We start from the raw sequence: 25205 nt of genomic DNA, 5'->3' as shown, positions 1-25205 counted from the left end.
GGAATTTAACGGCTCCCCACGGCGGTGGATTTAGATCCTGCCGGCGAAAGCATGGATCTGAACGGCGAGCGCGGTGTCGGCCTGGATGTTCAATGTGGTCTGTGGGTTCCGGCCAGCAAGCCATCGGACGAGATCGGCTGCGGGAGCGCTGACGATGGCAACCGGGCCGGTATCGGGGCCGAATGTCCATTCCCGGTTGTCGGTGGTGCGCAGTACTAGCCGAGCCGTCGGCAGGCGGTGGGTTTGATATCGCATCAGCCATGGGATTGCCTCGGCGAGATGCTCGGGAACGGCATGGGTGCGTCCGTTGGCTGTGGCGAGGTCGTCGTGGTGCGTCCACACCTCAAACAGGCTGAAGGTCGCCATTTTCGGCGCTAGCAGCAGTCGCGGCGAGGGGCCGCGGAGGCGGGCGATGAGCGCGTGATAGCCGATGCGTCGTTGTCGGCGGATCACCCAATCGGCCACCTCGGTGCTCGAAGGAAACTGGACGCCGCGAACGGCCAGTGTCCGAATGCAAAATGCGGGCACGCCCGCCGCGCGTTCGGCGGCAACCACGTGTGCGGCGAGGTCGAAGGCTGTCCAGTCGCCGCATGCGGTCGCCGCTTGGGGGCCCAGCGCTTCTAACGAATCAGCTAGGGCTGAGCGCTCAGACTCAACATTATCGCGGACTGTCACGACGACTCCCCTAACCCCGGGTCGACCCCGATGCTCAACCCCACTGGCCGGCGATCCAGGATCTGTCGGACGGCTTGAATGAGCGGGACGCCGTCGGAGGAGCCGGTTGGGTTGCGCCAGGCCACATATCCGTCGGGACGCACGAGGACCGCCCCGTCGCGGCCAATTCCGTAAAGGTCGAAGAACGTGTTGGTGTGGTCGACCAATCCCGGATCGCCGATCGTGTAGCTGGCGATGGGCACGCCGAATTCTCGAGCAGCGGCCGCGGCTGCTTTTCGCCAGATTGCCTCGTCCGGGCCGGTAAGCACCGTGAAGCTGGCGCCGAATAGGTCGAGTGTCGATATCGGGTCACGTTCATTGCCCAGCCATATATGTGGCGCCCGGCAGCCCGGCGTCGCGCAGGGCGCGTAGTCGCTGTAGTCGTCGTCGACGTCGGGAGGTGTTGTGCCGTCATCGATGACGGCGGCCGAGCGATACACCGTGCCGAACTCGACGCCGAAATGATTGCCGAAGCGTCGGCTCTCCCGCTCGGCTTCCTCGGCGCTGAGGTCACTGCTCGCCGGATAGTAGTAGGCCGCGGCAAGCCGCGCGAGGTTGCGGCTATTCTCCAAACACTGTGTGATCGTGGTGATCGCGGGTGGGCGACGTTCATCCTCATAGGTTGTGAGCAACGACCACCCGGCCAGACCGCCGATGCAGAAGGCCAACTTCCACATGGCGTTGTGCATGTCCTGCAGTCCGGTATTGACTCCCAGCCCCCCGGTGGGCGGAAACTGGTGGGCGGCATCGCCACACAGCACCACGCGGCCCTGGACCCACCGATCGGCGACGGTGGCGTTCATCTGCCACAGCCCAACGCCTTTCACCTCGACATCAAGGTCGGGCACGCCGGCCGCGCTGCGGACCCACTGCGTTACTCGCTCGGGGTCCCAGTGCTCGCGCACCCACTGATCTGGCGATACGCCGATCTGGCACAGCCAGCGGCCGTGCGCGTCGAGCGGTTGCAGCAGACCGGCGGCGTCGGGGTTGGCGACGAAAAACACCACGGCGCGGCGTTCTCGGACATGGTGTTCGATGTCGGCGCGGAAGTAGCAGTTGACGAAATGATGGATGCCCTGCTCGCCGTTCACGGCGATGGCAAGCTGGCGGCGCACCGTGCTGTCGGCGCCGTCAGCGGCCACCAGCGCTTGCGCGGCGAGCGTGTAGGTCTCGCCCGTGGCGTTGACTTGGACTGCCACGGCCGCTTCGCAGTCGTGGTCGCTTGACCCGGACAGCACGTCGGTGACCTGGTGACCAAAGCGCAGATCGACGATCCCGGTGGCATGCGCCGCGTCACGCAGAATGGCTTCGGTCAGGTCCTGCGAGGACATGATCGGCAGCGCTGGGCTGATCGTCGGACCGGGGCCTTCGAACCCTCGCGTCTCGATCTGGCCCACCTGCTGGCCGACCATTGTGTCCAGATACCTCATCGGGCTCTTCCAGCCCGGCGGGGTATCGATGCTGCGCAGTCGTTGATACACCGCGCTTCCCCAGCCGCGGGCGATCTCCATCGTCCGCGCATTGAGATTGCGGGCCTTGGGATGCCATGACGTCAAATCATGTCGCTCAATCACAACGCTGGGAACGTTGAAGCGGGCGAGCTCCAGGGCAGCGGCCAGTCCGACCGGGCCGCCCCCGACGATGATTACCGGTTTATCGAACATGGTTGAGTTCACCTCGTTGTCCGACGTCATCAACGGTTTAGGTGTTGGCGGGGATCGTGGTGCCTGCGCCGCGGCGGCGGGTAACGACGAGGTCGTGGCGATCGACCGGCAGAGTGGATTCGTCGATGCCTTCGATTACGAAGCCGGCGTCGGCAATCATCGCTCGATCAGCTTCGCCGGGCTGTCCTTGGCTGGTGAGGTAGTCACCGAGGAACATCGAATTGGCCAGGTGCAAGGCCAGCGGTTGCAGTGAGCGCAAATGTATTTCGCGTCCGCCGGCGACTCTCACCTCGACGTCGGGGAAGGCGAACCGGAACATCGCCAGGATCCGCAGGCAGCGTTGCGGGGTCAGTTCCCAATGCCCACCCAATGGGGTGCCCTCGAACGGGATCAGGAAGTTCACCGGCACCGAATCCGGTTGGAGTTCACGCAAAGCTAGTGCGACATCGACGATGTCGTCGTCGGATTCGCCCATTCCAACGATGGCACCCGAGCATGGCGACAGGCCAGCGGATTTGGCAGCGGCGACGGTGGCGGCCCGGTCGGTGAAGCTGTGGGTTGAGCAGATCCGCCCATAGTTCTCAGCGCTGGTGTTCAGGTTGTGGTTGTAAGCGTCTGCGCCGGCGGCACGCAGCCGCTCGGCTTGCCCATGTTTCAGCAGCCCTAGGCAGACGCACACTTCCACTGCTGGGGCGGAGTTTTTGATCACGGCAATGGTGTCGGTGACGCGCTCGATATCACGATCGGCGGGCCCGCGGCCCGCGGCGACCAGGCAGATGCGTTTGGCGCCAGCATCAATCGCGCAGCGCGCGTGGCCGGCGGCCTCGTCGGGGTTGATCCACGAATACTTCAGGATCTCGGCGGTAGACCCCAGCCGTTGCGAGCAGTACCCGCAATCCTCTGGGCACATCCCGGATTTCATGTTCACCAGGTAGTTGAGCTTGACCCGCCGACCGAAAAACTTGCGACGGACCCGACCGGCTGCGGCGATCACGTCGAGCAGATCGTCATCACTGCTGGCCAACACCGCCAACAACTCGTCGCGCTCGACGCTATCAGCCCGTAGCGCGGTGGCGGTGATCGCCGCCAGTCGCCGCTCAAACCCATTCGCCGCCAGGTCCGTTGGGTCATGCACGGGCATCTCCTTTTCGGTTGCCGATCACCTCTGCGAGTCCGCGGTCGAAACTGTTCGACGCCCTGCCAAGCAAGGTTCGACTCTCGGTGAACAGGTGGCGCAGGTTGGCGGCCAGGATGTGGGGCAGCAGCGCGGGATCGTTGAGCCGGGCAGGTGGATCGATGAGGTGAGTCACGCGCAGCAGGCATTCGGTGACGGTGGTGTCATAGGCCGCGGCGGTCAATGTCGCCGTGACGAGTTGGCCGATTAGCCGCTGCCGCACCGATTGTGGACGGTTGGGCGATAAAGCACGGTCGTTGGCCCGGTTGAGTGCCCACGTCGGACCGATGTCTTGGGTGGCGCCGCGGAAGAAACGCTGGGCCAGATCGGTATCGCCGAGGCGCAAACAATCACGCAGCGTTAACGATTGGAGCGCGGCCATCGTCATGCCTTGCCCGTGGATGGGGTTGAGGCTGCACAACGCATCGCCCATTACCAGTAATCCGCGGGGGAACCGCGGCATCTGGTCGTAGCGACGCCAGACCGCAGCCGGGTTGCGGAACATGGCGATCTCACCAACCGGCTGCGCATCGCCCAATGCCTCAGCGAGCATGTCAGGAAGGGCGTTCTGCGCTAGCGCCAGCATGGTGGCGAAGTCAGCAGGCGCCCCGCCAGCATCGATGGACCGGCCGACAGCCAGTACCCACGTGTCGTGCTCGCACGCCAACAGCAGCACCACGTGCTGGTCAAGCCCCTGATTCGACATGACCAACTGCTTGGTCAACGACCCATGCGGGATGGCAAACCGTTGGCTGGAATAGCCCACCGCGCTGGGAGACCGCTTTTCGACTGGCCGGTCATAGCCCAAAGCTTCAAGGAAAGCCGGAGTACGGGCCGCTCGGCCCGTGGCATCGACCACCAAATCGGCATCCAACACGGACACCACCCCATTGGCGCGGTTGACGATTCGCACCCCAGTGACGGCACCAGCGACACCCATCGGGTCGATCACGTCGTGCTCATCGAAAAAAGCCACATTCGCCAGGGCTGCCACGCGCCGGCGCACATAGAACTCCACGAACGGCCGGCTCGCCAGGCACAACGTCAACCCCGCCGGGTCGACCAATCTCCCCGAACGCTTCAACTCGCAGCGCCCGACACGTACATAGATCCGCGATAATTCACCGTCGTTCACCACGACGGCGCCGGCGGCGGCCATCTCCTCAAGCACCCCAGGAAACAACTCCACCAGCACCTGCGTGCCGCGGCTTAACAAGGTATGCAGGTGACGCCCCTGCGGAACACCTCGGCGCTCACGAGGATGATCCGGCAACAGGTCGCGCTCCACCACGGTCACTGAGTCGTAGAACTCCGAAAGCACGCGCGCGGCAAGCAAACCCGCCATCCCCGCGCCCAACACAACCGCATGCTCACCACGCTCACTCACCTACGGCCCCTTCCGACACAGCATCGGCGCGGCATGACGACCACGAAACGAGCCGAGCGATCACCGCCCATGCCAACACTTCGCAAGCCCATGACGAATGACCGTACACCAAAACTAAGAAAACTAAGAGTACTGTTAAGTAACAGTAAGGCGTGTCGGGCGGCGCTAGTCCCGATAGTCCCCGCTTGGCCGGCTGGCTGTTTCGAACCACAGCGAGACTGCAGCCCCGTGACGCAGGCCCGCCGAGGTACTACGGTGGGTAATCACCCGGCGGCTCTCACACGAACGATGAAGCGATGACTGGCAATCCACCCAAGCGTCCGACCGACCCGGATCAGACCTTCTGCCCTCCGCCGACCGGTCGGAATCGGCTTCGCAGCGAACGGACCTGACCGTTGCCACGCCCAACCAGGCAGGAGGCCCGCGATTCTCGGCCCATGCGGGGATCAGCGGCGATCCGAATCAGCGCCCCACCCTCAGTTGTGTGGAACCTGGTCAGCGACGTTACCCAGATCGGACGATTCAGCCCAGAGACCACCGCGGCCGAATGGCTCAACGGCGCAACAGGTCCCAGTCCCGGCGTGAAGTTCCGGGGCCGGGTCAAACGCAACGAAAAAGGACCCACCTACTGGACGTCCTGCATGATCACCGAATGTGAACCCAATCGAGTATTCGCCTTCACGGTGCGCTCACGACCGATGGGACTTCCGATCGCACCCAAGAACACCGTCTGCCTGACATGGCGCTACACATTCGAACCCGCGAACAGCGATGGAACACTGGTCACCGAGCAGTTCGAACTCGACGACATCCCCGCGATGCGCCTGTACTGGCGGATGCTGGGCTGGCTGCGCGGACCTCGAATGATCAACGACATGAAGCGCACACTGCTCGCACTGAAAAATACAGCCGAGGACCCCGGGGCCGTACCCAGACCTGCGGAATAGGTACGGTCAGCAAACGCCCTTGCGCCAGTCTCGACGTGTGGTCAGTGCCCCTCGTCCCGCTCCGCCGCGCTCGGTTCACTGTCCGTGCCGAAGAAATACGATGGGATGAATATGGCGGGTTGCCAGCAAACTACTGCATATTACCCACCATGTTGTGTAGCAACATATTTCAGTTTCACGACCACCGTAATTCGACCACGTTGCCCCTTGCCGCTCCCCTAACGGTTTTCGCGGCGAGGTCAGAGACTGCCCATCTGTCGTTATGTTTCATCAGATGAATCAATCTGCGCTGCAAAGTATGTGGCCTTATTGCATTCGGGCCAGCACTGTGCGTCTCGATTGAGGTGGCGGTTATCGCAATCCGTGCGGCGTGCCGACCAGATCGGATACGTACAGCCGCGCGGTCAAGGGCGGCGTTCGGCAGTGAGCACACCCAGCCAGTCGTCGGTGGAACACCATGGTTGTCCGTTTGGGGCGTATCGCTTGGCGAGTTCGGGGACTCGTGCGTGGTCTTGGACGTTGAAGCTAACCATGTCGAGTGCGTGTGTTAGTTCGGTCAGCGATAAGGCAGTGCGCCAGGGTTCGCCGCGGCGACGTACCAGGCGCGCAGTGCGGCGTGCACCCACGAGTGGGTGTGTCCCGGTGACGATCTCGGGGTCACCGTAGTCGGTGACGAGAAGGCTTCCGCGCGCACAGATGCTATTGAGGTCGGCAAGAGTGCCCTCAATCGCGGTTCGCGTGAGGTACACGGATACACCTATCCACACCACGAGGCACGGTCGGCTCGGGTCGAATCCCGCCTGGTGCATACGCTCGGGCAGACGATCGGATTCGAAATCACACGAAACCCAGTTAACCCGCGGGTCGACGGCTCGGTGTGCCCGTTGCAGGAGTCGTCGCTTTTCCTGTTGGGTGGTGGGTGCGTCGACCTCGAAGATGGTGGGCCCGGCATCGGTGATGGGTGTGCGCAAGCTGGTGGTGTCGAACCCCGCGCCCAGCAGGACGATCTGGTCGATACCCGCCGAGATAGCCTGCTGGAGAACATCATCGGTGTAGCGGACGCGCAAGACGATATAGATATGTAGGCCGGGCAAGTAACTGTCGAGGGCACGCAATATCGTGCGCGCAATGGCCGGTTTGGCCAACAGCGCTGCGTATCGGCCAGTGAACAGCCTCGAGTCTGGGTCGTAGAGCAACCGACGATGAGGCGGTTGCAGCGACTCTGCGGCCCACTGGATGGCACATGTCTGGGCGGTCAGGCTGGCTGCTCGATCCAGGCGACGGCGAGGCATAGCCTCAACCTATCGCGTGCCGGCTCAGAAACCGCGCGTGCCGTCAGCGCTCGGCTGGCCCGTCATCGTAGACTGTGCGCCTCGGCTGATTGGAGAACCCACAATGTCGAGTGGTGATCTGGGCGGCCTCAACGCTGTATCTGAAACACTGTTGATTCCGCTGGCTGCCCGAGCTATGCAGCCGCGCGCCTTCCCTGAGCTGCATCTGGACGACCCCGTGGCGGCAGGGTGGGCGGATCGCCTCGGCGCCGATCTGGGGCGCTTTGAATCCGATCATGCGACGATGCGCGCTTCGTGTGTGCGAACACTATGGTTCGACGACCAGTGTGCGGCGTTCATCCAACGGCATCCGCGGGCGGTCGGGGTGAGTATCGGCTGCGGCCTCAACGCCACCTTCGTCCGGCTCGGCAGACGGGTGGACACGTCGACAGTGGAATGGGTCGACCTTGATCTGCCCGACGTGCTGTCGGTTCGGTGCGAGCTTGAGGGCCAGCAGCCGCAGCAGCGGCTGCTGGCGATCGAGGACGAGACCGCCGCCTGGGTGGACCGTGTGCCGTGGACCGTCGGGCAACCAATCATCCTGATGGCCGAAGCATCGCTGGTCTATGTTCCGCTTCCCATCGTGCAACGCACCCTTGCCCGCATCGCAGACCGGTTCACGGCGGGCGGTGGTCCGGTCGCCTTCGTCATGGACTATTGCAGCCCGTGGATGCTGCGCAACGCGAAACGTAACGCCTCGCTGAAACAGACGGCCGGAAAAGCGACCTGGGCATGGTCATTTCGCCGGTCGACCGACATCGAGCAACTAGATTCGCGTTATCGTTTCCGGTCGCAAATCGACATCATGCGCAGCTGCGGCCGCCTGCCCGCCGTCATGAGTGCGGCGCACCGGGCGATGACGCGTGGCCGCCTAGCTTATGCGGTCGCTCGCTACGACGTCTGCGCGTGACGAAAAGTTGCTAGTAAAAGTGCGCCATATTGGATCGTGTTGTACTGCAGGTTAATTCAAATCTCTGCACTGCGATCCCCGATCGCCCGCTAACCGGGGTATCTCCTCAGCCTTCAAGGTCGTTGTTGATGTTCAGGGTGACTGACCGCCCCGGCTAGGAGACCAAAGCCGGGCGGCCCTGCGTGCCGGTCTCGGCGTCGGCTGGGTCGCGTGGCCCCAGCCGGCAGACGGCTCCCGTTTCGAGGAACTCGGACTGACAGGTGAACTGAAAGCTCCCGCCGCTCCCCCGCCGGGGTCCCGTCAACCCGGACCAGCTCGCCCTTACTGTTACCACACAGTTCTCTTATGTTTCTTAATATTGGTGTAGCGTCTTCCAGCAGTCCGAGTTCTGACGTTGGCGAGGAGAAGAACCTTTTGAGCGTGCCGTGCGGGCAACTGCCCGAACTAGTGCCGATCCGTGTCGCGGTGGCGGCATACCGTCTCATCTGCGAACGTGTGGATGCGCTGCTCCGCGGCCGTGCGGGCACTGCAGAGCTGGTGGTCCCTGCGTGTCCCGGGTGGACCCTCCGGCAGGTGGCTGCACACCTGACGGGTGTTGCCCAGGACATCATTTCGCTGGATCTGGAAAACAAGGGCACCGGGCCTTGGGCTGACGCGCAGGTCGCGCGACTGGACGGATACGGCATCGAGGACCTGCTCGACCTGTGGGGGCAGTCGCTCGATGCGGTGTCGGCGAACCTCGATCTGGCATCTGAGGCAGCGGTTTGCCAGCTCGTTTTCGACACTGTGACCCATGAGCACGATATCCGCGGTGCGTTAGGTGAACCGGGTTTCCGTACGGGTGACCCCGCGTTCAAGGCGGCCCTGAGCTTCGTGACGATGATGGGTGACCAGTTCATTCGACACGCTGAGCTGCCGGCGCTCCGGTTGTGCACTCCCACAGTGGGATCCGTACAACTCGGCGATCCGGGCGCGGCGCGCGGTGGCGTCGCTCTGAGCATCTCGGATTTCGAGGCACTGCGTGCCTTCGGCGGGCGGCGCAGCGTCGCGCAGCTGCTTGCGCTCCCTTGGGACGGCAATCCGACACAGCTGATGCCCGCCTTCACAAACCTGCTTCCCGCCTTCACCCACGACGGCATACGGCCCCCCGCTGACGACCTGGTCGAATGACCGACGATTTGTGAGTCCGGTCCCACGCCGGACGCTGAACAGGTAGGAGTTACCCGTTGACGTACATGCCGATTGTGTTGATCACTGGTGGATCACGCGGTGTGGGTGCCGCAACGGCCCGCCACTTAGCCATGGCGAAAGCTCACGTGATCATCACCTACCGCGAAAAGAAGCGCCGTGCAACCAATCTCGTCCAAAGCATCGCCGCGGCCGGAGGATCTGCCTCGTCTTTACGTCTAGATATCTGCGACCCGGACGCCTGCGCTGAGGTCATCCGGTGCGTGCGTGACGACTTCGGTCGCCTGAACACACTGATCCTCAACGCCTCGGGCGGCCTCGAGCGAGACGCCGACCCCGGTTATGCCATGCAAATCAATTGTCACGCCCCGGTGCATCTGCTCACCCGGGCCTTGCCGCTCATTCCCGCCGGCGGCCGCGTCGTCTTTGTCACCAGCCATCAAGCCCACTTCCACGGCCTCAAACCGGTACCCGCCGAGTACATCCCGATCGCAGAAAGTAAGCGAGCCGGCGAGGACGCTCTTCGTGCCATGCGCCCAGACCTCGCACAGCGAGGGGTTTCGCTGAGTGTTGTCTCCGGCGACATGATCGAAGACACGATCATCGTCCGACTGCTTGAACGGCGAGACCCCGATGCCGTCAAGGCGCGCCGCGCATTCGGCCCACTCCCTACCCTGGACGAATTCGCGTCCGCGATCGCCACAGAGGCCCTCAGCACAGCACCCACCCAAGACACGGTCTACGTCGGAGGAGCAGATTACCTTCAGCCACCGCTACCCACCCTGGTCGATGATCGAACCCGCAGATGAACCCACCGATTGGTCCTGGGGCTTAGGCCTGCTGCACGGGAGGAATACGCTCAGATCGAATACGGAGGGTTACCAGTAAACTACGCAATATTCGTTATCATGCTCTGCGCCAATGCATTTCACTCGTGCGCTCAAGTGGGCGTTCGCACAGCCGCGATAGTTGCGCCATACGCTTCGCGAACGACTCAGATCTCTTTGATGGTTGCCGTGATGCCCAGATCGTCAAGGAGCGGCTGAATTTGGTCGATGACAGAGGAGTCGGCGACGAGCTGCAGAGTGCCTTGTAGATAGCTGATCTGCCGCTCGTCGAGGGCCATGTAGAACGCCCGGAACAGGGCGGCGAATCGGTCGGCAGTCTCCGCGCCTGCCAGCAGGTTGCTGGTGAAAGAGAACGCCACCTGCCGGTCAGCGGCGGCCGTGGGACTGGCCTGTCCACCGCTGCCGGCGGCGGCTGCACCGGATCCGGTACTGGTTGCTGTAGCCGTTGCCCCGCTGCTAGCCGTGCCGACCGCTGTTGTCGATCCCGAGTCGCCAGTGTGGGTTTCCCCTTGGCCGTCATGGGTAGGGGCGCCGCCTCCTTCGGAGGTGGGTGTGGGACTGGGCGCTGCGATTCTCAGTGCTGTGCTGGTCAGGTTGACCTGGCCGGGCGTGGTGACTTCGACGGCGGTGCTGGCGGCATCGATGATGCGCAACAGGCCTTGGCTCACTGCGTCGTAGATGGCCTGTTGGAGGTCGCGGTCGCTCTCGTAGAGCAGTGGCAGGCGTGGAGCGCTGTAGAACGCGGCGCGGATGTCGGAGAGGGTCTTTCCGTAATCCTGCTCGCGCAGGTTATGCAGCAGCGCGTGGGCGCCGAATTGGCCGGCGTCGAAGACCTTGTCTCGATCAGCGAGGCCCTTCCACACGATGGTGCCGTTGAGTGCGGTGAGGGTGTCGTCATCGAAGGTGAGTTGGTCGAGATAGCGTTCGCCGTCGGGGTCGGGCTGAGCGACGTACGCCACGTGTTGATAGGCCCGCTTCAACGCTTTCTCGAGTTGCTCCTTCGCCGCCGTAAGTTCCTTGGTGCCGGTGGCTTTCAATTCGTCGTCGGCCTGTACCTCGGGGGCGGCCAGCGCCTTGCTTCGAGCCAAGTACTCGGCGGCCACGCTGCGCGCGAGGCTGCGTCGCTGCGTGTTCACCACGGCGAACACCGCGCTGCTGGCCCACTGCACGGGCAATTGCTCTGGCCCCTGCGCCAACCCCGTGGCCGCGTGCAACGCTTCTAGTGTGGCGGCCTCGGCGCCGTTGCGAAGACTGAACTGGGCGGGATCTAGCACGACCAGACGGGTGGTAAATGCGGTATCCAGGCCAGCAGTGGACAGCACCTCTGCTGGGGTGCGTGTGGCGTCGGCGGCTACGAACCTGAGTTCACGGAAAGGGCCGGTGCTGGCGAGTTTTTGCGCGAACTCGACGAGTACGGCGTCACGCTCGGACTCGGTGATGGTTCGGCGAATGTTGTTGACCAGCATCCGGTGCGTGAGCCGTGTCGAGAGAAAATAGCGCGCTGGCTTGTTGTTCCCCTGGCCTGGGATGATGTCGAGCGCACTGAGTCCGCGGTCGACGTCAACGAGTTCTGCGACCACCGCGTCGGCGTCGGTGATCGTGTAGGCGACATTCGGAATGCTGCTGGCCGCTTTGACTTCTGGTGCGCTGGCGCCGCGGCCGCGGCCTGGACGAAGAGTTCCGACAATGCTGGCCATGAAGATGAAGGTGGCGGCCCGCTCGGCGGCCCGCGGGTTTGCTTCACTCCACAACAGCGCTTCCCGGTTCAGGTCTTGGCGGCGGGCGGTGCCGCTGTTGCCTGCGTGGTTGACGACCTCGATTTCGGCGAGGCTGCGATAGTTGGCGATCGTGCGTTCGTCCTCGACGAGCCCGCTACCCAGAATCGCCTCGCGCACTGCGGAATCCGACAGCGGGAAATCGCCAGGGCCGATGAGGGTGGGCACCCATTCTCCTGCCTTGCCGCGCTCCTGCTGCGCGTAGACCGTTGCGGCGAAGATCCGGATCGTCGATCGCACTCGCTGGAAGCCGGTGACTTTGCTCCACTCGTCTTTGGCCAACGCCATCAGCATCGGATGAAACGGGTAGCAGGCGACGACTTCTTCGGTCCAGCGGTCGCGCCAGGTGGCTCCGATGGTGTCCCAAACGTTCTTGGTCCACCCCCTGTCTGTGAACACGGCCTCGTACTGGGCTGCGGTGGCCGCCACCACCTCGGCGGCTGGCTCGGAGTCGAACAGACGCCGCCGCAGGATGTCGGCGAAGTCGCCTACCTCGGTAACCACGGCAGGGAAGCCGTTGCGTTCGAGCAGGCGGTTGAGGTCGTCGCGACGTTCCTGTGCGGCTTTCGACAGGGCGGTCTGGTCGGCGTCGGAAGCGATCATCACCATGAGCATCGCCACGTTGGGGACGTCGTTGACGACATCGAGCAGCGCCCGCAGAAATGCCATGTCCTGCGCAGCGAGGTCGGGCTTGTTCGCGCCGTCCAACCCGTTGCCGATGTAGTCGAGCACCTCGTCGACAATGATCAGTACCGGGCGGTTCACCGCCCGGATCGCCTCTGCGATCTTGTGCTTGTCACTCCAAAATGGTTGGTATCGCTCGAAAAGCGAGTAATCCTTTGAAAACAGCCGCCATAGGAACCGCTCGTAGAGATTGACCGCCGGCCCGTCGTATTCCTGAACCGAGGCCCCCGGAGTCATGTTGTCGCACGGCAGAACCACGACGTGCGGACCGCGCAGATCTTGAGCCAGTGGCTGACCGATCTTGGCCTTCGCGCGGGCAGCCACCTGCTTGCCCAATTCCGTGCCTAGCAGCGCCTCGGGATGCGCGGCCAGATGGAACGCTCCGATGCAGGCGTGCGACTTGCCGCCACCCATTCCTTGATCGAGACGCGTGACGGCGCGGGCCTTCAGGTAATCGTCGCCCCCTCCGATGCGGATGGCGATCTCGGTGAGCAAGTCCACCAAACGCTCAGTGGGGTGCGTGATGTCTCCGTAGTAGCCAGCATCGGCGTAGGGCGGCCGAGTAGCGCCCGCACCGTGGACCGCGGCGAACAACGACATCTGGACGTCGTCGATCTGTCCGGATGTCGACAGGATCTCCTGGCGGATCTTGAGCGCCTTCCACCACGGCGTCACGGGGGTCGTCATGGTGATCCTCCTGGTTGCACTGTCACGAAGGGGTCCGGTCCTCACATGAGCTTGAGCTGGTCGTCGGCATCCTGCCGTCGCAGTGCCGCGGCGGTTCCGGTGGCGGTTGCGGTGCCGGCCGCTGTGCCGATAGCCGTCCGGGTGCGCAGCATTCGGGTCAGGGCCACGGCATCGGGATCGTTGTCGGGCAGTCGGTCGGCCAAGAACTGGGTCGCTGCCCACAGATGTACGTCGTCGGCGTCGCGGCCGGCGTCTGCCAACACCTGACCCATCGCGTCGAGTCCGTCCTCTGACACCCGCGCTAGTGCCAGCGCCACGTCGATGGCCGCCGAGTCGGCGTCGATCTTGGTGGAAAAACGGGCGGCGTCGACGAACTGGACACCGTTACCCGAATCGCGGATCAGATCACGGATTTGCGTGATCTCCAGCGCGGATGCCAAGGTCTGCCAACGTAACTCGGACTTGGCTTGCACCTGGCGTCCGTAGAGACGAACCCACCACAGCGCGAACCGAGTTCGGGCGTCGAAGCTGTCCAGCGGCTGATGGTTGATTTCGACGGCCATGGCTTCCTGCACTGCAGCGCGCGCCAGCGGTAAGAACGTGTAGATGTCGACCGGGTTGCCGCGTGCGTCGAGGACCTCGCTGTAGCGGCCGACGACTTCCATTGCAGGACCGGCGGCGGCCATCAACATGTCCGCCGGCGCCAGGCCCCACCGTTCCCACTCCGGGTACCGGCGGCGGATCTCGGCCTTGAGTTCGGCCTCGACGGCACCCTTTCGTCCCGAGGAGCGTCCTGCGGGTGCGGGTCGGCACGTCATCGTCAAGGTGGTGACGATGTTGGTGAAGCCCACCTTTCCGCCGGGTTCGGTCTTAGCCGGCCAGGCGCCGGTCAACACCAAACCAGCATCGCCGATGGCGGTCAGCAGCCGCTGCCATACTTCGGGCTCGCCGTGGCCGAACACGATCGTCACGATGCCGTCCTCGGCGACCACCCGCTGAGCCTCGGCGAACGCCTTGGTGATCAACGTGTCGTAGTGCTCGCGGTTTCGATGATCGTTGTTGCTGGTGCCGCCCTTCTTGACGATGATCTCTTCTTGCTTCTCCTGCACGCCCAGTTCGTGCGCGGTGAAACCGATCTCGGGCCACGAGGCAGCCAGCGCCCGTTTGATCCACACGTAGAACAAGTCGCTGGCGTCGCTGTAGTCGATCATCGCGTCATAGGGCGGGTCGGTGACGACAGCGGAAATGCTGCGGTCGCGGAACGGCAGACTGACCGCCGACCCTCTGCGCACGTCACACGGGCGTCCGGTGGACGGCGGCATCGTCGCCTCCAGTGCGCTCAACGTGCCACCGGCCACGGAGTCCCAGCTGCCGGGTCCGTCGGCCAAGCCGACCTCGAAGTAGTCGAAAGAGAAGTTCAGGCTCGATTCGGTCGCGAACACGTCGTTGACCTTGTTCAGCTTCGGATCCAACGTGCAGCCGCGAGTGGCGCGGCGAATCTTGCGCGCCATCGCGGCAGCGCAGTAACCCGTCAGTGCACGCACGTAGTCGTCGCTGTTGCCATTGCCGGCCAGCTCGCGTCCGATGTCGCCGATCACGCGCGCCAGCGTCACGAACGACAACGTTTGGCGGGCATTCATCATCTGGCCGTAGGTGCGCGTTCCGTACACCGTTGCCTGTACGGTCCAGGTATTGCCGGCTGGGATCTGCTCGTCAGGCACCGCGGCCAGGAAGGGCCCGAACCGCGGCTGGTCACCGACCGCAGCGCCAGCCGCGGCGATCGCGTCCAACTCGACCGGATCTAAAGCACGATAGGACTTGCCGACGTCGGCATCGAGATCGGCTGCCAGCAGCGGCGCGTCGTCACCGTGACCTTCGGCCAGGATGCGCATCTGCAGGTGGCGGTCGTGCGCGTGACCGCAGAAGGGGCAGACCGCCAGCCGGCCGTTGCTGTCGTACTTGCTGCGACCAGGGGGCACCTGGCGCGTTGGTGCACGCTGCGGCTCACCGTCGTGCACCACGACCGACCAGGTGCCAGAAGCGTTGTCGGTCTCGATGTAGTAAGCCTGTCCGGGATCCTCGAACGTCGTCTTGGTCTTACGGTTTCGCCGAGTGCTGGACTGGCGCAAATTAAGTCGGCCAATCAGTGGGAATGGCCGCGAGCATTCCTGGCACGGCATGGTGACCGCCCACAGATAGCCCCAGGCTTGGCGGCCGCCTACTTCGGGGTAGAACTGCGCGAGCGCCTCCTGGTGCCGAGCGGAGACCTCGCGGAACACCGCATCGACGTCACCAACGAGCCGCGCCCGCGTTCCCAACAGCGTCTGGTCGAACGGAAGTGCCGGCTCGTCCTCCCAGTTGCGAAACGGGAAATCGGTGAGCAGCCGCGATGCCAGCACCGCCACCGGGCTGTAGTCAATCGCATAGGCAGAAAGACCCAGCCGAGCCGTCTCCAGCGGGATCATGCCGCGGCCGCTGAACGGATCCAGCGTCGAGACCGGCGAGGCGTGGCTTGCAGTAATTTTCTTGTTCACTGCGTCGACTGCGGCGAAGCGGCCCTCCATCGCGTCGCGGACCAGCTGCTGCAAGTCATGCTGTTCGGCGGGGTCATCCGGCCACGGCAGCAGTGAGCATATCGTGGCCGCCTTGGCCTGCGCGGTGGGCCGTTTGGCGAACCAGGTCATGATGCCGACCTCGGAATTGCCACTGCCCCAACCGGACTGACTGTACGCGCTGACCTCCGCGCACGGGAACCACCGTTCGATCATCCAGGTCATAGGTTGCTTCCCGGTGCATTCTTCAGACTGCTGCCCGGAACACGGAAGATAGCGTCACCGGTCATGTCGGTGGAGAACAACGTGGCGGGGTCCTCGTAGGCGCCGAAGAACCGACCGACCCCATCTGCGCACTGGTCGACGACGTACAGCCAATAGTTGCGGCGGTGCTGGGTGGCGATGAGCACTTCGTTACCCGTCATCCGAATCCCGTTGCTGGCGGCGCTATCCAGCACTCCCTTGACCTCGACGTGACGGATTTGGTTGTTACGGCGAGCTTCCAGGTCGTAGCCGCGACCCTCCGTGTGCACGTCTTCGACGACCCAGCCGTCGTCGACCAACAGCTGGTGGACGTGACTCATCGACACCATTTCGGCGTCGATCTCGGCCTGCGTGCTGGCGTCGGCGGCTGCCACCACCCGGATCCGACCCACCAATTTCGGGTCGGTCAGCTGCACGTCGGTGAGACGTTCCAACTCCGCGATCCGCGCCGACGTCTGGACCTGGAACTGCTTGCGAAGGGCCACTCGAGTGTCACGGTCCTCTATGCCTTCGGTCAGATTCAACGGGAGGTTGTTCAGATCCCGCCGCGCCTGCCCAAACCAGTCGGTCCGCACCTTCCGGTGCTCTGTCACCGTGGTGTCGGCGACCGCCCGCGCCGCCTCGTGGGCGCGTCCCTCGCGGGCGGGATGTGCTGCTGTGCCGGAGATTTCGGTTGGCACCAGGTTGGCCAACGTCTCCCACCGCACCGCACGGGCGTTGCCGCTGTCATCGACTTTCACCAGCGTCGCCCACACACTTGCTCGTTTGCCGTCGCTCTCGGTCATGGTCGCTTCGTAGGCGTACAGGTCATACGGCGTCAGGCTGCTGGGATCAGCGGCCGCGCCCGATTGGTAGAGGTCCTCGGCCAGTGCGCGGTCGGCCAGGGCGATTAGATCGGTGAACGCCGGCTCTCCCGGTCCCAAAGTGACGGTGTCACCTACGTCGATGCTCTCTTCAGCGGCGCGTATTGCCTCCCCGCTGGTGGCGATGTGCGCATCGGTGCCACCTCCTAGCGATGGCGGCAGGGTCTGTCCGACCAATGACAGTCGGCGAAACCCTGGCCCCGCCGCGGTGGGCGCGGCCAGCAGCACTCCGGCAGCTGAGAGCCGATCGAGGTACGCCTCCACAATCGCGGGATTAATGCGCGCGAACAGGTCTCGTTGCAGCAGTGTCAGCGCTGCAACGGCATCGACCTGGCTGGCCAGCCGACGCTCGTTGTCGCGAACTTGGCGGGCGACGCGGGTCAGCTCCTGGGCTTGCACCGCCCGAGCGGCGTCGATCGCGGTCTGCTTCTTGGCCTCGTCGTTGCCGTACAGGTCAGTCAACCAACGGTCGTAATCCACGCCGGTGATCTCGGCGACTGCCGAGAGGCTGTCGAACATCTGCCCGTGCAACTCATTGGCCGCGGTGACGAAATTGTCGAGCAGACGCAGCAGTGTCTCCCCTTCACGGGTGTCGGTGGCCACCAAGTTGTACAGATAGACCTCCCGGAGCTGTCCCACCCGGTGGATGCGGCCCATACGTTGCTCTAGCCGCACCAGCGACCACGGGATGTCGTAGTTCACCAGGACGTGCGCCGCCTGCAGGTCGATACCCTCGTTGCCCGCGTCGGTGGTGACGATCACTTGAAAGTCGCCGCGCATGAACGCTTTTCGGACCTCATCGCGATCCGGCTTGCTCTGCCGGCCCGAGTACATCTTCGCTGTGTAGCCCTCGGCGCTGAGCCGCTCGGAGATCCACTGCGCCGAATCAGCGTACTCGGTGAACACCACGGCCTGTTCGCCGTTGCCCGGAAGGATCGCGTGCTTGGAAAGGCAGTCTTCAGTCAGGCGCCGCCACTTCGAGGGCAGCCACGCGGGATCGAAGAGGGTGGCGTCGATGCGGTCGGCCAGGGCCTTGATCGCCGTGCGCTCGGCGCGCGTGGACGTTGATCCGGTGTGGATCACCTTCGCCTCGTCGACTTCGCTCTCATCGCCGTCGCCGCTACTCTCGGCGATGAGAGCGGCCTCGGCCTCACTCATCTCTCCCATGTGGGTGGAGCGTCGCCGCAACGTTTCGGCCAACGCATACAGGCTTGACGCGGCCCGCTTGCCGTACACCATCCTGGCCAAGGGCTGCGCCGACTGGGGGAAGAACTGCTCCACCATGTCCAGCGCGGCCTGGTAGTAGGCGTACTCGACTTGTGAGAGGGCGACGCTGTGGTTATGGGCGGAGCGGCCCTTGAACAGCCGCGTCTTGCCGTCGTAGTCGACCAGATCCTCTTTCATTCTGCGAAGGAAGTGGATAGGGCCTGGCCGAAGTGCCGACAGCGCGACATTCGGATCGATGCCAGGATCGGGATAGATGGCAGGGTCGACCAAGTGCAGCAGGTGCCGGAACAGCCATTCCTTGCCGCGATGCGGGGTGGCGGTCATCAACAGCGCTCGCGGGGTGTTCTTGGCCAGCAGGCGACCCACCTGGTGGAACCCAGCCGCGGTCGGAGTCAACCGGTGCGCCTCGTCGAACACCACCAAGTCCCACCCAGCCTTGTCGGGTCGCAGCGCGTCCTGAACGGCCGGATTGACCGCAGCCAACTCGAGCGAGACCACCCACAAGTCGTTGGAGTTCAACGCATCTTCACGCACCGTCGCCGAGGTGATCTGCCGCAGACCACCACCGAGTAGGCGTGAGAAGTCGTCGACCCACTTCGAGGCCAAGTTGGCGGGGCAAACGATCAACGCGCGCCTCACCAAGCCGAGCCGCTGCATCTCACGTAGATACAGGCCAGCCATGATCGTCTTGCCCGTGCCGGGTTCGTCGGCGAGCAAGAATCGCAGCTGAGGTTGCGGCAGCATCGCTCCATACACCGCGGTGGTCTGATGCGCATACGGCTTGAGCGGCATCGACGCCATCGCGCTGGACTCGGCGTTAGTCGCCGCAGCATCCATCCACTGCGTCCACATCGCTGCCAGCACCCGAGCCGAATCTCCGTGCCCATCGCTGACAAGCTTGCGCACGGTCGCGGTGTCGCCGGCGGCGAGGTTGATCTCGTGTCGGCGGTCATCGTCGTCCACGAGGATCAAGTCCCAGGAACCGTCGGAATCACCGGGAATGGCGTAGCGGATTGTCGCGAACTCTGGCATGCCAGCGGCCTGAACTCGCACCCGTTGACCGCGGTCAAACATCACGACCAACCTCCCCTGGGGTGCCGCCTCCCTCGCTGGAGGACTCCCATGCACGATAGTTGCTGCGCTCATCACGCACGGGTGCACGCGCCGTCTTCGTCGACCCTCTGCACGCTCCACTCTGTCACCCGACCCAGACGAGCCTGCGGAGCCGCAGGGAGCGGCACAGACGCGTGTCCATCCATCGACCTAGCATCCCCGGTACCGCAACACGATGGGCCGCATGACCAGGAGGTCTACTCGACTCCGAACGTCGGCGCGCCGGCGCCGCTGACAGGATGAACCGATGACGATTCCCGCGGTGAAGCTCGGCATCCAGTCGGTCGGTGCAGCGGTGAGCTCCTGGTGCAGTACCAGCTGCTCAAGCTGGGCATCGGCAGCGCCGCCTCACTGGTGAGCACACCAACGCATGTAGGGCGGATCGACACGACTGCAACTGCTCGCCGGTGCACGCGCCGCCGACGACGTAAGCGCTTGAGCACCGCTATATGCGATGTCCAAGGGGTGCAGCGGTTATCGTCAGCGCATGTCGACATCGGCCGCAATTGTTATCGCTGGACAGGAGCGTTCCATTGGGAAATGCGTCGACGAGCTGCGGCACTATCCAGGCCGGACGATCACCCGCTATGACCTGCCGGGCCCCGGCGACCCCACGACCCTTACCCGTGACGAAGTGGCCCGCACCCATGCTGTGTATTCACGGGTATCAGAAAAGGAACTCGTTTGGTTTGTCGAACGCGCGACGAGCGCACCTTGGCCGCCAGTCGACGCCGATCTCCGACGCGCGGAACCGAACATCCGAAACGGCCTCTACGACCAGCTCGAGGCCTTCTACCGGCACTTCGAAAAGGACGCACCGAGCAGGGTCGCAAGATCGAAGATCAGCAAAGTGCTCCACATCAAACGGCCTAAGGCGTACCCGATCCTCGATTCCAAGGTGACCAACGTCTACCGCCAGGACGCCGAGCAAGCCGTCGAACGCTATCCCCGCCTGAAATATCAAAAAGCTGCCTACTGGGTTGCTATTCGTGACGATCTGATCACCAACACCGAATCCGAGGCGCTCGCGCAGCTGCGCGCCGCGCTCGGCCACGAGGGCACCCTAGGCGCAAACCTCAGCCGCATAACAGACTTGCGGCTGCTCGACATGCTCACCTGGCATTGACTCATGGAACCGTTTGTCCTTCATGCCAGCGACACTGCCGTCGAGATCTGGTCGGGGTATCGCATCCAATACGACGGCGAGGAGCGGCATCATTGGCAGAAGATGCTCAAAGCCAAGTTGAAACAGGCATTGATTGACCTGGCGATTTCGCCGGGCGTCCCCTTCGTCGGCTACTACGACACGACGAATCCGGCCATCGCCGACACCGAAAATAGTCTGTTCACCAATTTCCGTGAGTCCATGCCGAAGTGGGCCTGGGTGCGCTTTGAGCACGGCCCAGCCGCTCCCCCAGCACCTCCCATCCCCATCGATCTCATCGCCGGTCAACTGCACTACTACCGCTATTCAGTCGGCACTGAGTGGACCCGCTGGCAGCCGGACCAGACGGTCGCGCGCTGGCAGCGCATCCCCCGCCGATTAGCCCTCAATGGTTCCGCGCGGCCCACGTGGTATGCCCTGCGCGAGGCCAACGCCAACGGACTGATCTCCTTGTCCGAACGCAATCTCGATATCCAGGCGAACTTTGGACTTCGCCTGACCGTGCACGCCACCAAACATGGACCCCACAACGCGGTCTCGTGCAGCGAAGAACTCATCGACGGGACGATCGCGGCCTTCCACGACGACCGGTACACAGACGCGTTGGCGTCCGCCGCCGCACCGAAGTTTCCTGGCATCACGACAGACGAGCTTCGCCGCGCTCTCGACCATCCGGTGGGCCCGCTTATCTCGAGCCCAGCCATCCGCGTGACGCGCGGGGGTATCCAAATCAGTCCGGCGGACGAACAATGCCGCGTAGGCGAACTCATCATCCGAGCCGACTCAACGAGCTCATGGTCAGAATTGAGCGGCGAGCTGTTCACCATCCGCCGCCGCCCGGTCAGCCCCGCCCGGTGTGAGTGACGCGCGCTGTGCGCGGACCCATACCTAAATTGCCAGCCGCCGCCCGAGCAGGAATACTGCGGAATCGAATATGGCAAGTTATTAACAGTCCGCCATATTGCGGAATGTGTCGTACTCCAACATGATTCAATACCAAAAGTTTGCGGCGCACTGTAATTTACACTGCCGCAGCGGCTTTGAATCCGCGTGTTTTGAGTGTGAGTGCCCAGGGTGTTACATCAGATGAATCAGACCAGCTGATCGGGTGGCATCAACGTCGGCCGGCCGGGCCGCGGCGTGGGGGCCGCTCCCCCGCCGGTGGACTTTGCGAGTGTTCGTTCGTCGTTTAGATGACTAGTCTCCGCGCGTGACGGTTGCGGCTCCCTGATAGCGTGACCGTATTAGCCCTCGCATCTCTGTTTGACGTCGAGCGGCCTTCGCCCGACGAGTAGACATCGCCAGATTCTGACGCGCGATCGTCGCCGACCTCCCCTCCTGTTGCCCCGCTTGTCGTATGCCCGATTGCCGCGTCGCGGATCGTCGAGCGCAGCCCCCCGCTCCCGCCCCCTAGCTCCGGTCCATCCGGACCGAGTTATCACCCGAAAGAAGGACAGATGACCGCCGCATTGACTCCAGGCCGCCCATTCACCGGCTCCGAACGGCAACTGCTGCAGGACACCTTGCAACTCCAGCGCTCACAGCTCGTGGCCGCGGTCAGCAGTCTATCCGACGCTGAGGCCCGCACACGCTTGGTGCCGTCGCTGACGACACCGCTCTCCTTGGTGAAGCATTGCGCTGCAGCGGAACGGATTTGGTTTCAACGCACCCTGGCCGGCTGGCACGTTGACGACTGCACCGGCCAAGCGGTCGGGGGTGACGTGAGCTTCCACGTCGGCGATCGCGAAACTCTGCCCGAAGCTGTGGCCGAATACCAAGCTGCGTGGGCGATCTCCGATGACATCGCCGCCCGACACGACCTCGACGACACCGCTAACCACAGCCTCGTTGGCGCAGTGAGCCTGCGCTTCATCTACCTCGGGCTCATCGCAGAGATCGCCCGCCACGCCGGCCATGCAGACATCCTGGTCGAACAGATAAGGGCAATCCCGGGTATCCACCGCTCGAGCACGCAGCTCGGCCCCGCCAATTGACGGACAGGCCCTCCTGATTCATAATGAATCAGGAGGTGCCGTCATGTCGACCCAACCAACCAACCAAACGCTCGCCCAGAAACGGCTCGCGGCCAAAGCCGCACGTCAGCGCGTCTACGAACGTGAACTTGAACGCGAGATCTACGACGCTGCCGTGGTCCAAGGCCTCACACAGCGCCAGATCAGCGAGCTGGTCGGAAATCAGTCGCAGGCCACCATCCAGCGCATCCTGCGCCGGGTCGTCGAGGACCCCACGAAACTCGACGTGACACCCGCCGAGATTATCGACCAGCGCAGCGCCGGGATCATCACCACAGAGGAAATGATGCACAAGCTCCTGAACTGGACCTACAGCTTCGGCCACGTCGCCCATATAGACGGTGTCGCCACCGACGCCTACATCACGGGCGACTGGGACTCCATCGAAATGGCCTTCTACCGTGGCCAACTCACCGACGACGAATTCCAACAACTGGCCGACCGCCAACTCCATGCGAACCTCCCCTGACCTGCGCGCACAAGTTACTGATCAGCTGACCGCACTCTCCGCACCCGGAGCACTCCTCCACCGCGACTCCAACGAGTGCACCCACCACCGATACCCGATCACCGACATCGCCCGGGCTCGCTTCCATCAGCGAACCGTGGACTGGTACCTGGGCCTACACAGCCCTCGCCATGATGGCCGCACCGCGATTGTGTCGGCGGGCCCACCCGGCGCTGGCAAGACCACCATGCTCCACAATTTAGTATCTGACATCGCTGAATACCGAATCATCGACGCCGACATCATCAAAGACCGCATCATTGAACAAGCCCTCACCGACGGGATTTTCGACCATCTACTTACCGCCGCGCCGCTCGCCGACGGCCATTCCCTAGCTCCCCGGGAACTCGCCGGACTTGTGCACCTGGAATCAGTGACTCTGGCTGACCAGATCCGACGAGATTGTGTGAGCCGCAAAGAAAATGTGGTCATTGAAGGCACACTCACCTGGCATGAGCAGGGCCCCAACATCTTTCGAGAACTCGCAGACAACAGTTACACCGACCTCGAGGTCTACGGCATTGACATCGACCGCGCCACAGCTCACGAACAGGCCCTCGACCGGTGGTGGCAATGTCGCCGCCGATGGATCGCCGGTCTCGACCCATGGGGCGGCCGCTTCACACCCTCCGACGCTATCGACATCTGTTACCCACCAACCGGCGGTGAATCGGTCTGCACTACCAACGCAAAAAGATTCATCAACACCGCAATCCAAACCGGGGAGATCCCCAACGTGCATGTCACCATCCTCCGTCCGACAACCGGCCGACTGGAAGTCATCTACGACCGGTCCTACCGCCAATGACGGTGCAGATATGTCGTCGGCGGTCGTCGACACGCTCCCCCTCTCGGGCCGCCGCTCGATTCCGCGACGACTTGTCGGGCGGCACTTCTACCCTTGATGCTTGCGCCCTCGCAAGACATCGACGCCGCGCTGACATCGCTTGTCGCTGTGCGCCGATCGATCCGCGAACAGGGCGGTGATCCGTCGACCCGCCAGATCGACGAGCTGCTAGAACGAGAGAGGATTTGCCGCCGATGGGTAAAGGCGCCCGAATCCGAAAGGAGCGCGCCGAGAAGCGCGACCACGACCCTGCGCGGTGGAAGGGCGGGAAGTCCAACCCAAAGCCGACGGGAAATCAGCCGCCGCCGTGGGCGTCGGGAAAGATGCCGCCGTTCGGGCTGGCTGGGGGCTGGCCGTCCGATGATCCGATCGCAAAGGTCATGTCGTTCGTGAGCTCACAGCCGCAGCTGATCGTGTGCGGCCTCTTTGGGCTGGACCCAATGACATACGACGAACGTCGCGAACTGCTTGGCGGGGTCAGCCTGTACCACTCCCTCGAGACCATCGCCCGCGTGCAGGCGCAGTGGGACGTAGCCTACTCGACCACCCGGGGGCGTGGGTGACGTTGAGGGCGACTTCCTCGCCGGCGGGGCCGAGGGTGGCCTGTGCGAGAAGGTCCTCAACCGAATCATCATCTATGGCGACATGCTCATCTCGCCCCGCGCGACAGCACAGCTGCAGCGCGAAATCATCGAATACGCGTCGACGGATCACGCCGCGCTGGCGATCGATCGCGATACCCTGACGCACCTGCTGCTGTCGATCACGACGGAGCAGAATCTCAACTCTGAGTTCGCGGGCGACGTGCCCACCACGGATGAAATCGCGAAGCTTGAGCACAAGCTGCCGAAGATGGGCCTCGAAGAGATGCATGAATACGCGAAACCCCTCATCCAAGGCGAAATCGCGTCGGCACTCTTCAACGCACCGCTGAGGCTCGAGATCGTATTTTCAAACACCTACGATCTGTGGTTCACCAAGTGGGCACCGAGATCTAAGACCACGGGATTGGGCGCGACGCCCGCCGACGCCTTCAAGATCGCCACCGACGTCGAGCTGATCGACGTCATGCGGCTGGGGCTCCGCATCATCAAGCGCAGCACCAAGAATCAACAGGTTCGGTTCAGCCGCGATGAACTGCTCGCCGACGGCGCCTCCGAGGCGGCGATCGACTACCTCTTCACTAACATGGCGCTGAAGCTGGATGAATCGCCCTGGAAATCCTGGAGGCTCCTGACCTTGGAAACGAGGATGCAGGGATGTCGAAGGAACAATCGCTGGGTAAGCCCACGTCGCGGCGCTACAGTCCCGAGGAGAAGGCTGC

The 25205-nt window shown here is 63.5% G+C and carries 18 protein-coding genes and 1 pseudogene; 11 read left to right on the top strand and 8 right to left on the bottom strand.

Annotation, left to right across the window (positions count from 1 at the left end; all coding sequences use genetic code 11):
* Positions 1-30 precede the first annotated feature (30 nt).
* Genes B8W69_RS26365 through B8W69_RS26350 form a run of 4 tightly spaced genes read right to left on the bottom strand, consistent with a single transcriptional unit; the run spans position 31 to position 4939 of the window.
* Positions 31-675, bottom strand: coding sequence for a maleylpyruvate isomerase family mycothiol-dependent enzyme (locus B8W69_RS26365; protein ID WP_165762702.1), 645 nt, complete (start codon positions 673-675; stop codon positions 31-33).
* Complete coding sequence (locus B8W69_RS26360) at positions 672-2378, bottom strand: FAD-dependent monooxygenase (RefSeq protein ID WP_165762701.1); 1707 nt, start codon at positions 2376-2378, stop codon at positions 672-674. The genes B8W69_RS26365 and B8W69_RS26360 overlap by 4 nt, the downstream gene beginning before the upstream one ends.
* Positions 2379-2415: 37 nt before the next feature.
* Positions 2416-3513: a biotin synthase BioB gene (gene bioB, locus B8W69_RS26355; protein WP_245843374.1), complete on the bottom strand. Its 1098-nt coding sequence runs from the start codon at positions 3511-3513 to the stop codon at positions 2416-2418.
* Positions 3506-4939: an FAD-dependent oxidoreductase gene (locus B8W69_RS26350; RefSeq protein ID WP_245843373.1), complete on the bottom strand. Its 1434-nt coding sequence runs from the start codon at positions 4937-4939 to the stop codon at positions 3506-3508. Before B8W69_RS26350 ends, bioB begins: the two co-directional genes overlap by 8 nt.
* 437 nt (positions 4940-5376) lie before the next feature.
* On the opposite strand from B8W69_RS26350, the gene B8W69_RS26345 reads away from it, so the two are divergent.
* Positions 5377-5886 (top strand): SRPBCC family protein, encoded by a 510-nt coding sequence (locus tag B8W69_RS26345; protein ID WP_085292641.1) that lies wholly within the window; start codon positions 5377-5379, stop codon positions 5884-5886.
* A 404-nt stretch (positions 5887-6290) separates the two neighbouring features.
* On the opposite strand, the gene B8W69_RS26340 is transcribed toward B8W69_RS26345, so the two are convergent.
* Complete coding sequence (locus B8W69_RS26340; RefSeq protein WP_085292640.1) at positions 6291-7178, bottom strand: class I SAM-dependent methyltransferase; 888 nt, start codon at positions 7176-7178, stop codon at positions 6291-6293.
* A gap of 103 nt (positions 7179-7281) precedes the next feature.
* Here B8W69_RS26340 and B8W69_RS26335 point away from each other — a divergent pair, with 103 nt between their 5' ends.
* The 3 genes from B8W69_RS26335 (at position 7282) to B8W69_RS26325 (ending at position 10124) form a co-directional block, all read left to right on the top strand.
* On the top strand, positions 7282-8127 hold the full coding sequence (locus B8W69_RS26335) for a class I SAM-dependent methyltransferase (RefSeq protein WP_165762700.1): 846 nt from the start codon (positions 7282-7284) through the stop codon (positions 8125-8127).
* A 345-nt stretch (positions 8128-8472) separates the two neighbouring features.
* The gene (locus B8W69_RS26330) at positions 8473-9297 is read left to right on the top strand and encodes a maleylpyruvate isomerase N-terminal domain-containing protein (RefSeq protein ID WP_110882068.1); all 825 of its coding nucleotides are present in this window, start codon (positions 8473-8475) and stop codon (positions 9295-9297) included.
* A 65-nt stretch (positions 9298-9362) separates the two neighbouring features.
* Positions 9363-10124 carry an SDR family oxidoreductase gene (locus B8W69_RS26325; protein ID WP_085292637.1) on the top strand — a complete coding sequence of 254 codons (762 nt, stop codon included), beginning with the start codon at positions 9363-9365 and terminating at the stop codon, positions 10122-10124.
* 185 nt (positions 10125-10309) lie between these two features.
* On the opposite strand, the gene B8W69_RS26320 is transcribed toward B8W69_RS26325, so the two are convergent.
* From B8W69_RS26320 to B8W69_RS26310, 3 genes are read right to left on the bottom strand one after another with little or no spacing between them, the layout of a single operon-like run.
* Positions 10310-13309 (bottom strand): DUF499 family protein, encoded by a 3000-nt coding sequence (locus B8W69_RS26320; protein WP_085292636.1) that lies wholly within the window; start codon positions 13307-13309, stop codon positions 10310-10312.
* A gap of 41 nt (positions 13310-13350) precedes the next feature.
* On the bottom strand, positions 13351-16086 hold the full coding sequence (locus B8W69_RS26315; protein WP_085292635.1) for a DUF1156 domain-containing protein: 2736 nt from the start codon (positions 16084-16086) through the stop codon (positions 13351-13353).
* Positions 16083-19247, bottom strand: a complete 3165-nt coding sequence (locus B8W69_RS26310) for a helicase-related protein (RefSeq protein WP_245843372.1) — start codon at positions 19245-19247, stop codon at positions 16083-16085. Before B8W69_RS26310 ends, B8W69_RS26315 begins: the two co-directional genes overlap by 4 nt.
* 568 nt (positions 19248-19815) lie before the next feature.
* Between B8W69_RS26310 and B8W69_RS26305 the strand changes: the two genes are divergently transcribed.
* The 7 genes and pseudogenes from B8W69_RS26305 to B8W69_RS30975 all read left to right on the top strand — a co-directional run.
* Positions 19816-20454 carry a DUF6308 family protein gene (locus tag B8W69_RS26305; RefSeq protein WP_085292633.1) on the top strand — a complete coding sequence of 213 codons (639 nt, stop codon included), beginning with the start codon at positions 19816-19818 and terminating at the stop codon, positions 20452-20454.
* A gap of 3 nt (positions 20455-20457) precedes the next feature.
* A complete protein-coding gene (locus B8W69_RS26300; RefSeq protein WP_085292632.1) occupies positions 20458-21357 on the top strand; it encodes a hypothetical protein in 900 nt (299 codons plus the stop codon).
* 593 nt (positions 21358-21950) lie between these two features.
* The gene (locus B8W69_RS26295) at positions 21951-22487 is read left to right on the top strand and encodes a DinB family protein (protein ID WP_085292631.1); all 537 of its coding nucleotides are present in this window, start codon (positions 21951-21953) and stop codon (positions 22485-22487) included.
* 43 nt (positions 22488-22530) lie between these two features.
* Complete coding sequence (locus B8W69_RS26290) at positions 22531-22995, top strand: winged helix-turn-helix domain-containing protein (protein WP_085292630.1); 465 nt, start codon at positions 22531-22533, stop codon at positions 22993-22995.
* A complete protein-coding gene (locus tag B8W69_RS26285) occupies positions 22928-23842 on the top strand; it encodes a zeta toxin family protein (RefSeq protein WP_245843371.1) in 915 nt (304 codons plus the stop codon). Before B8W69_RS26290 ends, B8W69_RS26285 begins: the two co-directional genes overlap by 68 nt.
* Positions 23843-24075: 233 nt before the next feature.
* Positions 24076-24444 (top strand): hypothetical protein, encoded by a 369-nt coding sequence (locus B8W69_RS30980; RefSeq protein WP_181447491.1) that lies wholly within the window; start codon positions 24076-24078, stop codon positions 24442-24444.
* A pseudogene (locus B8W69_RS30975) lies at positions 24437-25205 on the top strand (hypothetical protein); the annotation flags it as partial. The gene B8W69_RS30980 and the pseudogene B8W69_RS30975, both read left to right, overlap by 8 nt.

The organism is Mycolicibacterium vulneris (genome assembly GCF_002104765.1).
Taxonomy (GTDB): domain Bacteria; phylum Actinomycetota; class Actinomycetes; order Mycobacteriales; family Mycobacteriaceae; genus Mycobacterium; species Mycobacterium vulneris.
This window is presented reverse-complemented; position numbering and strand designations above follow the sequence as displayed.

Excerpts from the sequence above, each read along its gene's own strand:
- B8W69_RS26360 (WP_165762701.1), bottom strand. The coding sequence starts at position 2,378 with ATGTTCGATAAACCGGTAATCATCGTCGGGGGCGGCCCGGTCGGACTG.
- B8W69_RS26345 (WP_085292641.1), top strand. The coding sequence starts at position 5,377 with ATGCGGGGATCAGCGGCGATCCGAATCAGCGCCCCACCCTCAGTTGTG.
- B8W69_RS26340 (WP_085292640.1), bottom strand. The coding sequence starts at position 7,178 with ATGCCTCGCCGTCGCCTGGATCGAGCAGCCAGCCTGACCGCCCAGACA.
- B8W69_RS26335 (WP_165762700.1), top strand. The coding sequence starts at position 7,282 with ATGTCGAGTGGTGATCTGGGCGGCCTCAACGCTGTATCTGAAACACTG.
- B8W69_RS26330 (WP_110882068.1), top strand. The coding sequence starts at position 8,473 with ATGTTTCTTAATATTGGTGTAGCGTCTTCCAGCAGTCCGAGTTCTGAC.
- B8W69_RS26325 (WP_085292637.1), top strand. The coding sequence starts at position 9,363 with ATGCCGATTGTGTTGATCACTGGTGGATCACGCGGTGTGGGTGCCGCA.
- B8W69_RS26320 (WP_085292636.1), bottom strand. The coding sequence starts at position 13,309 with ATGACGACCCCCGTGACGCCGTGGTGGAAGGCGCTCAAGATCCGCCAG.
- B8W69_RS26315 (WP_085292635.1), bottom strand. The coding sequence starts at position 16,086 with ATGACCTGGATGATCGAACGGTGGTTCCCGTGCGCGGAGGTCAGCGCG.
- B8W69_RS26310 (WP_245843372.1), bottom strand. The coding sequence starts at position 19,247 with ATGCCAGAGTTCGCGACAATCCGCTACGCCATTCCCGGTGATTCCGAC.
- B8W69_RS26305 (WP_085292633.1), top strand. The coding sequence starts at position 19,816 with ATGTCGACATCGGCCGCAATTGTTATCGCTGGACAGGAGCGTTCCATT.
- B8W69_RS26300 (WP_085292632.1), top strand. The coding sequence starts at position 20,458 with ATGGAACCGTTTGTCCTTCATGCCAGCGACACTGCCGTCGAGATCTGG.
- B8W69_RS26295 (WP_085292631.1), top strand. The coding sequence starts at position 21,951 with ATGACCGCCGCATTGACTCCAGGCCGCCCATTCACCGGCTCCGAACGG.
- B8W69_RS26290 (WP_085292630.1), top strand. The coding sequence starts at position 22,531 with ATGTCGACCCAACCAACCAACCAAACGCTCGCCCAGAAACGGCTCGCG.
- B8W69_RS30980 (WP_181447491.1), top strand. The coding sequence starts at position 24,076 with ATGGGTAAAGGCGCCCGAATCCGAAAGGAGCGCGCCGAGAAGCGCGAC.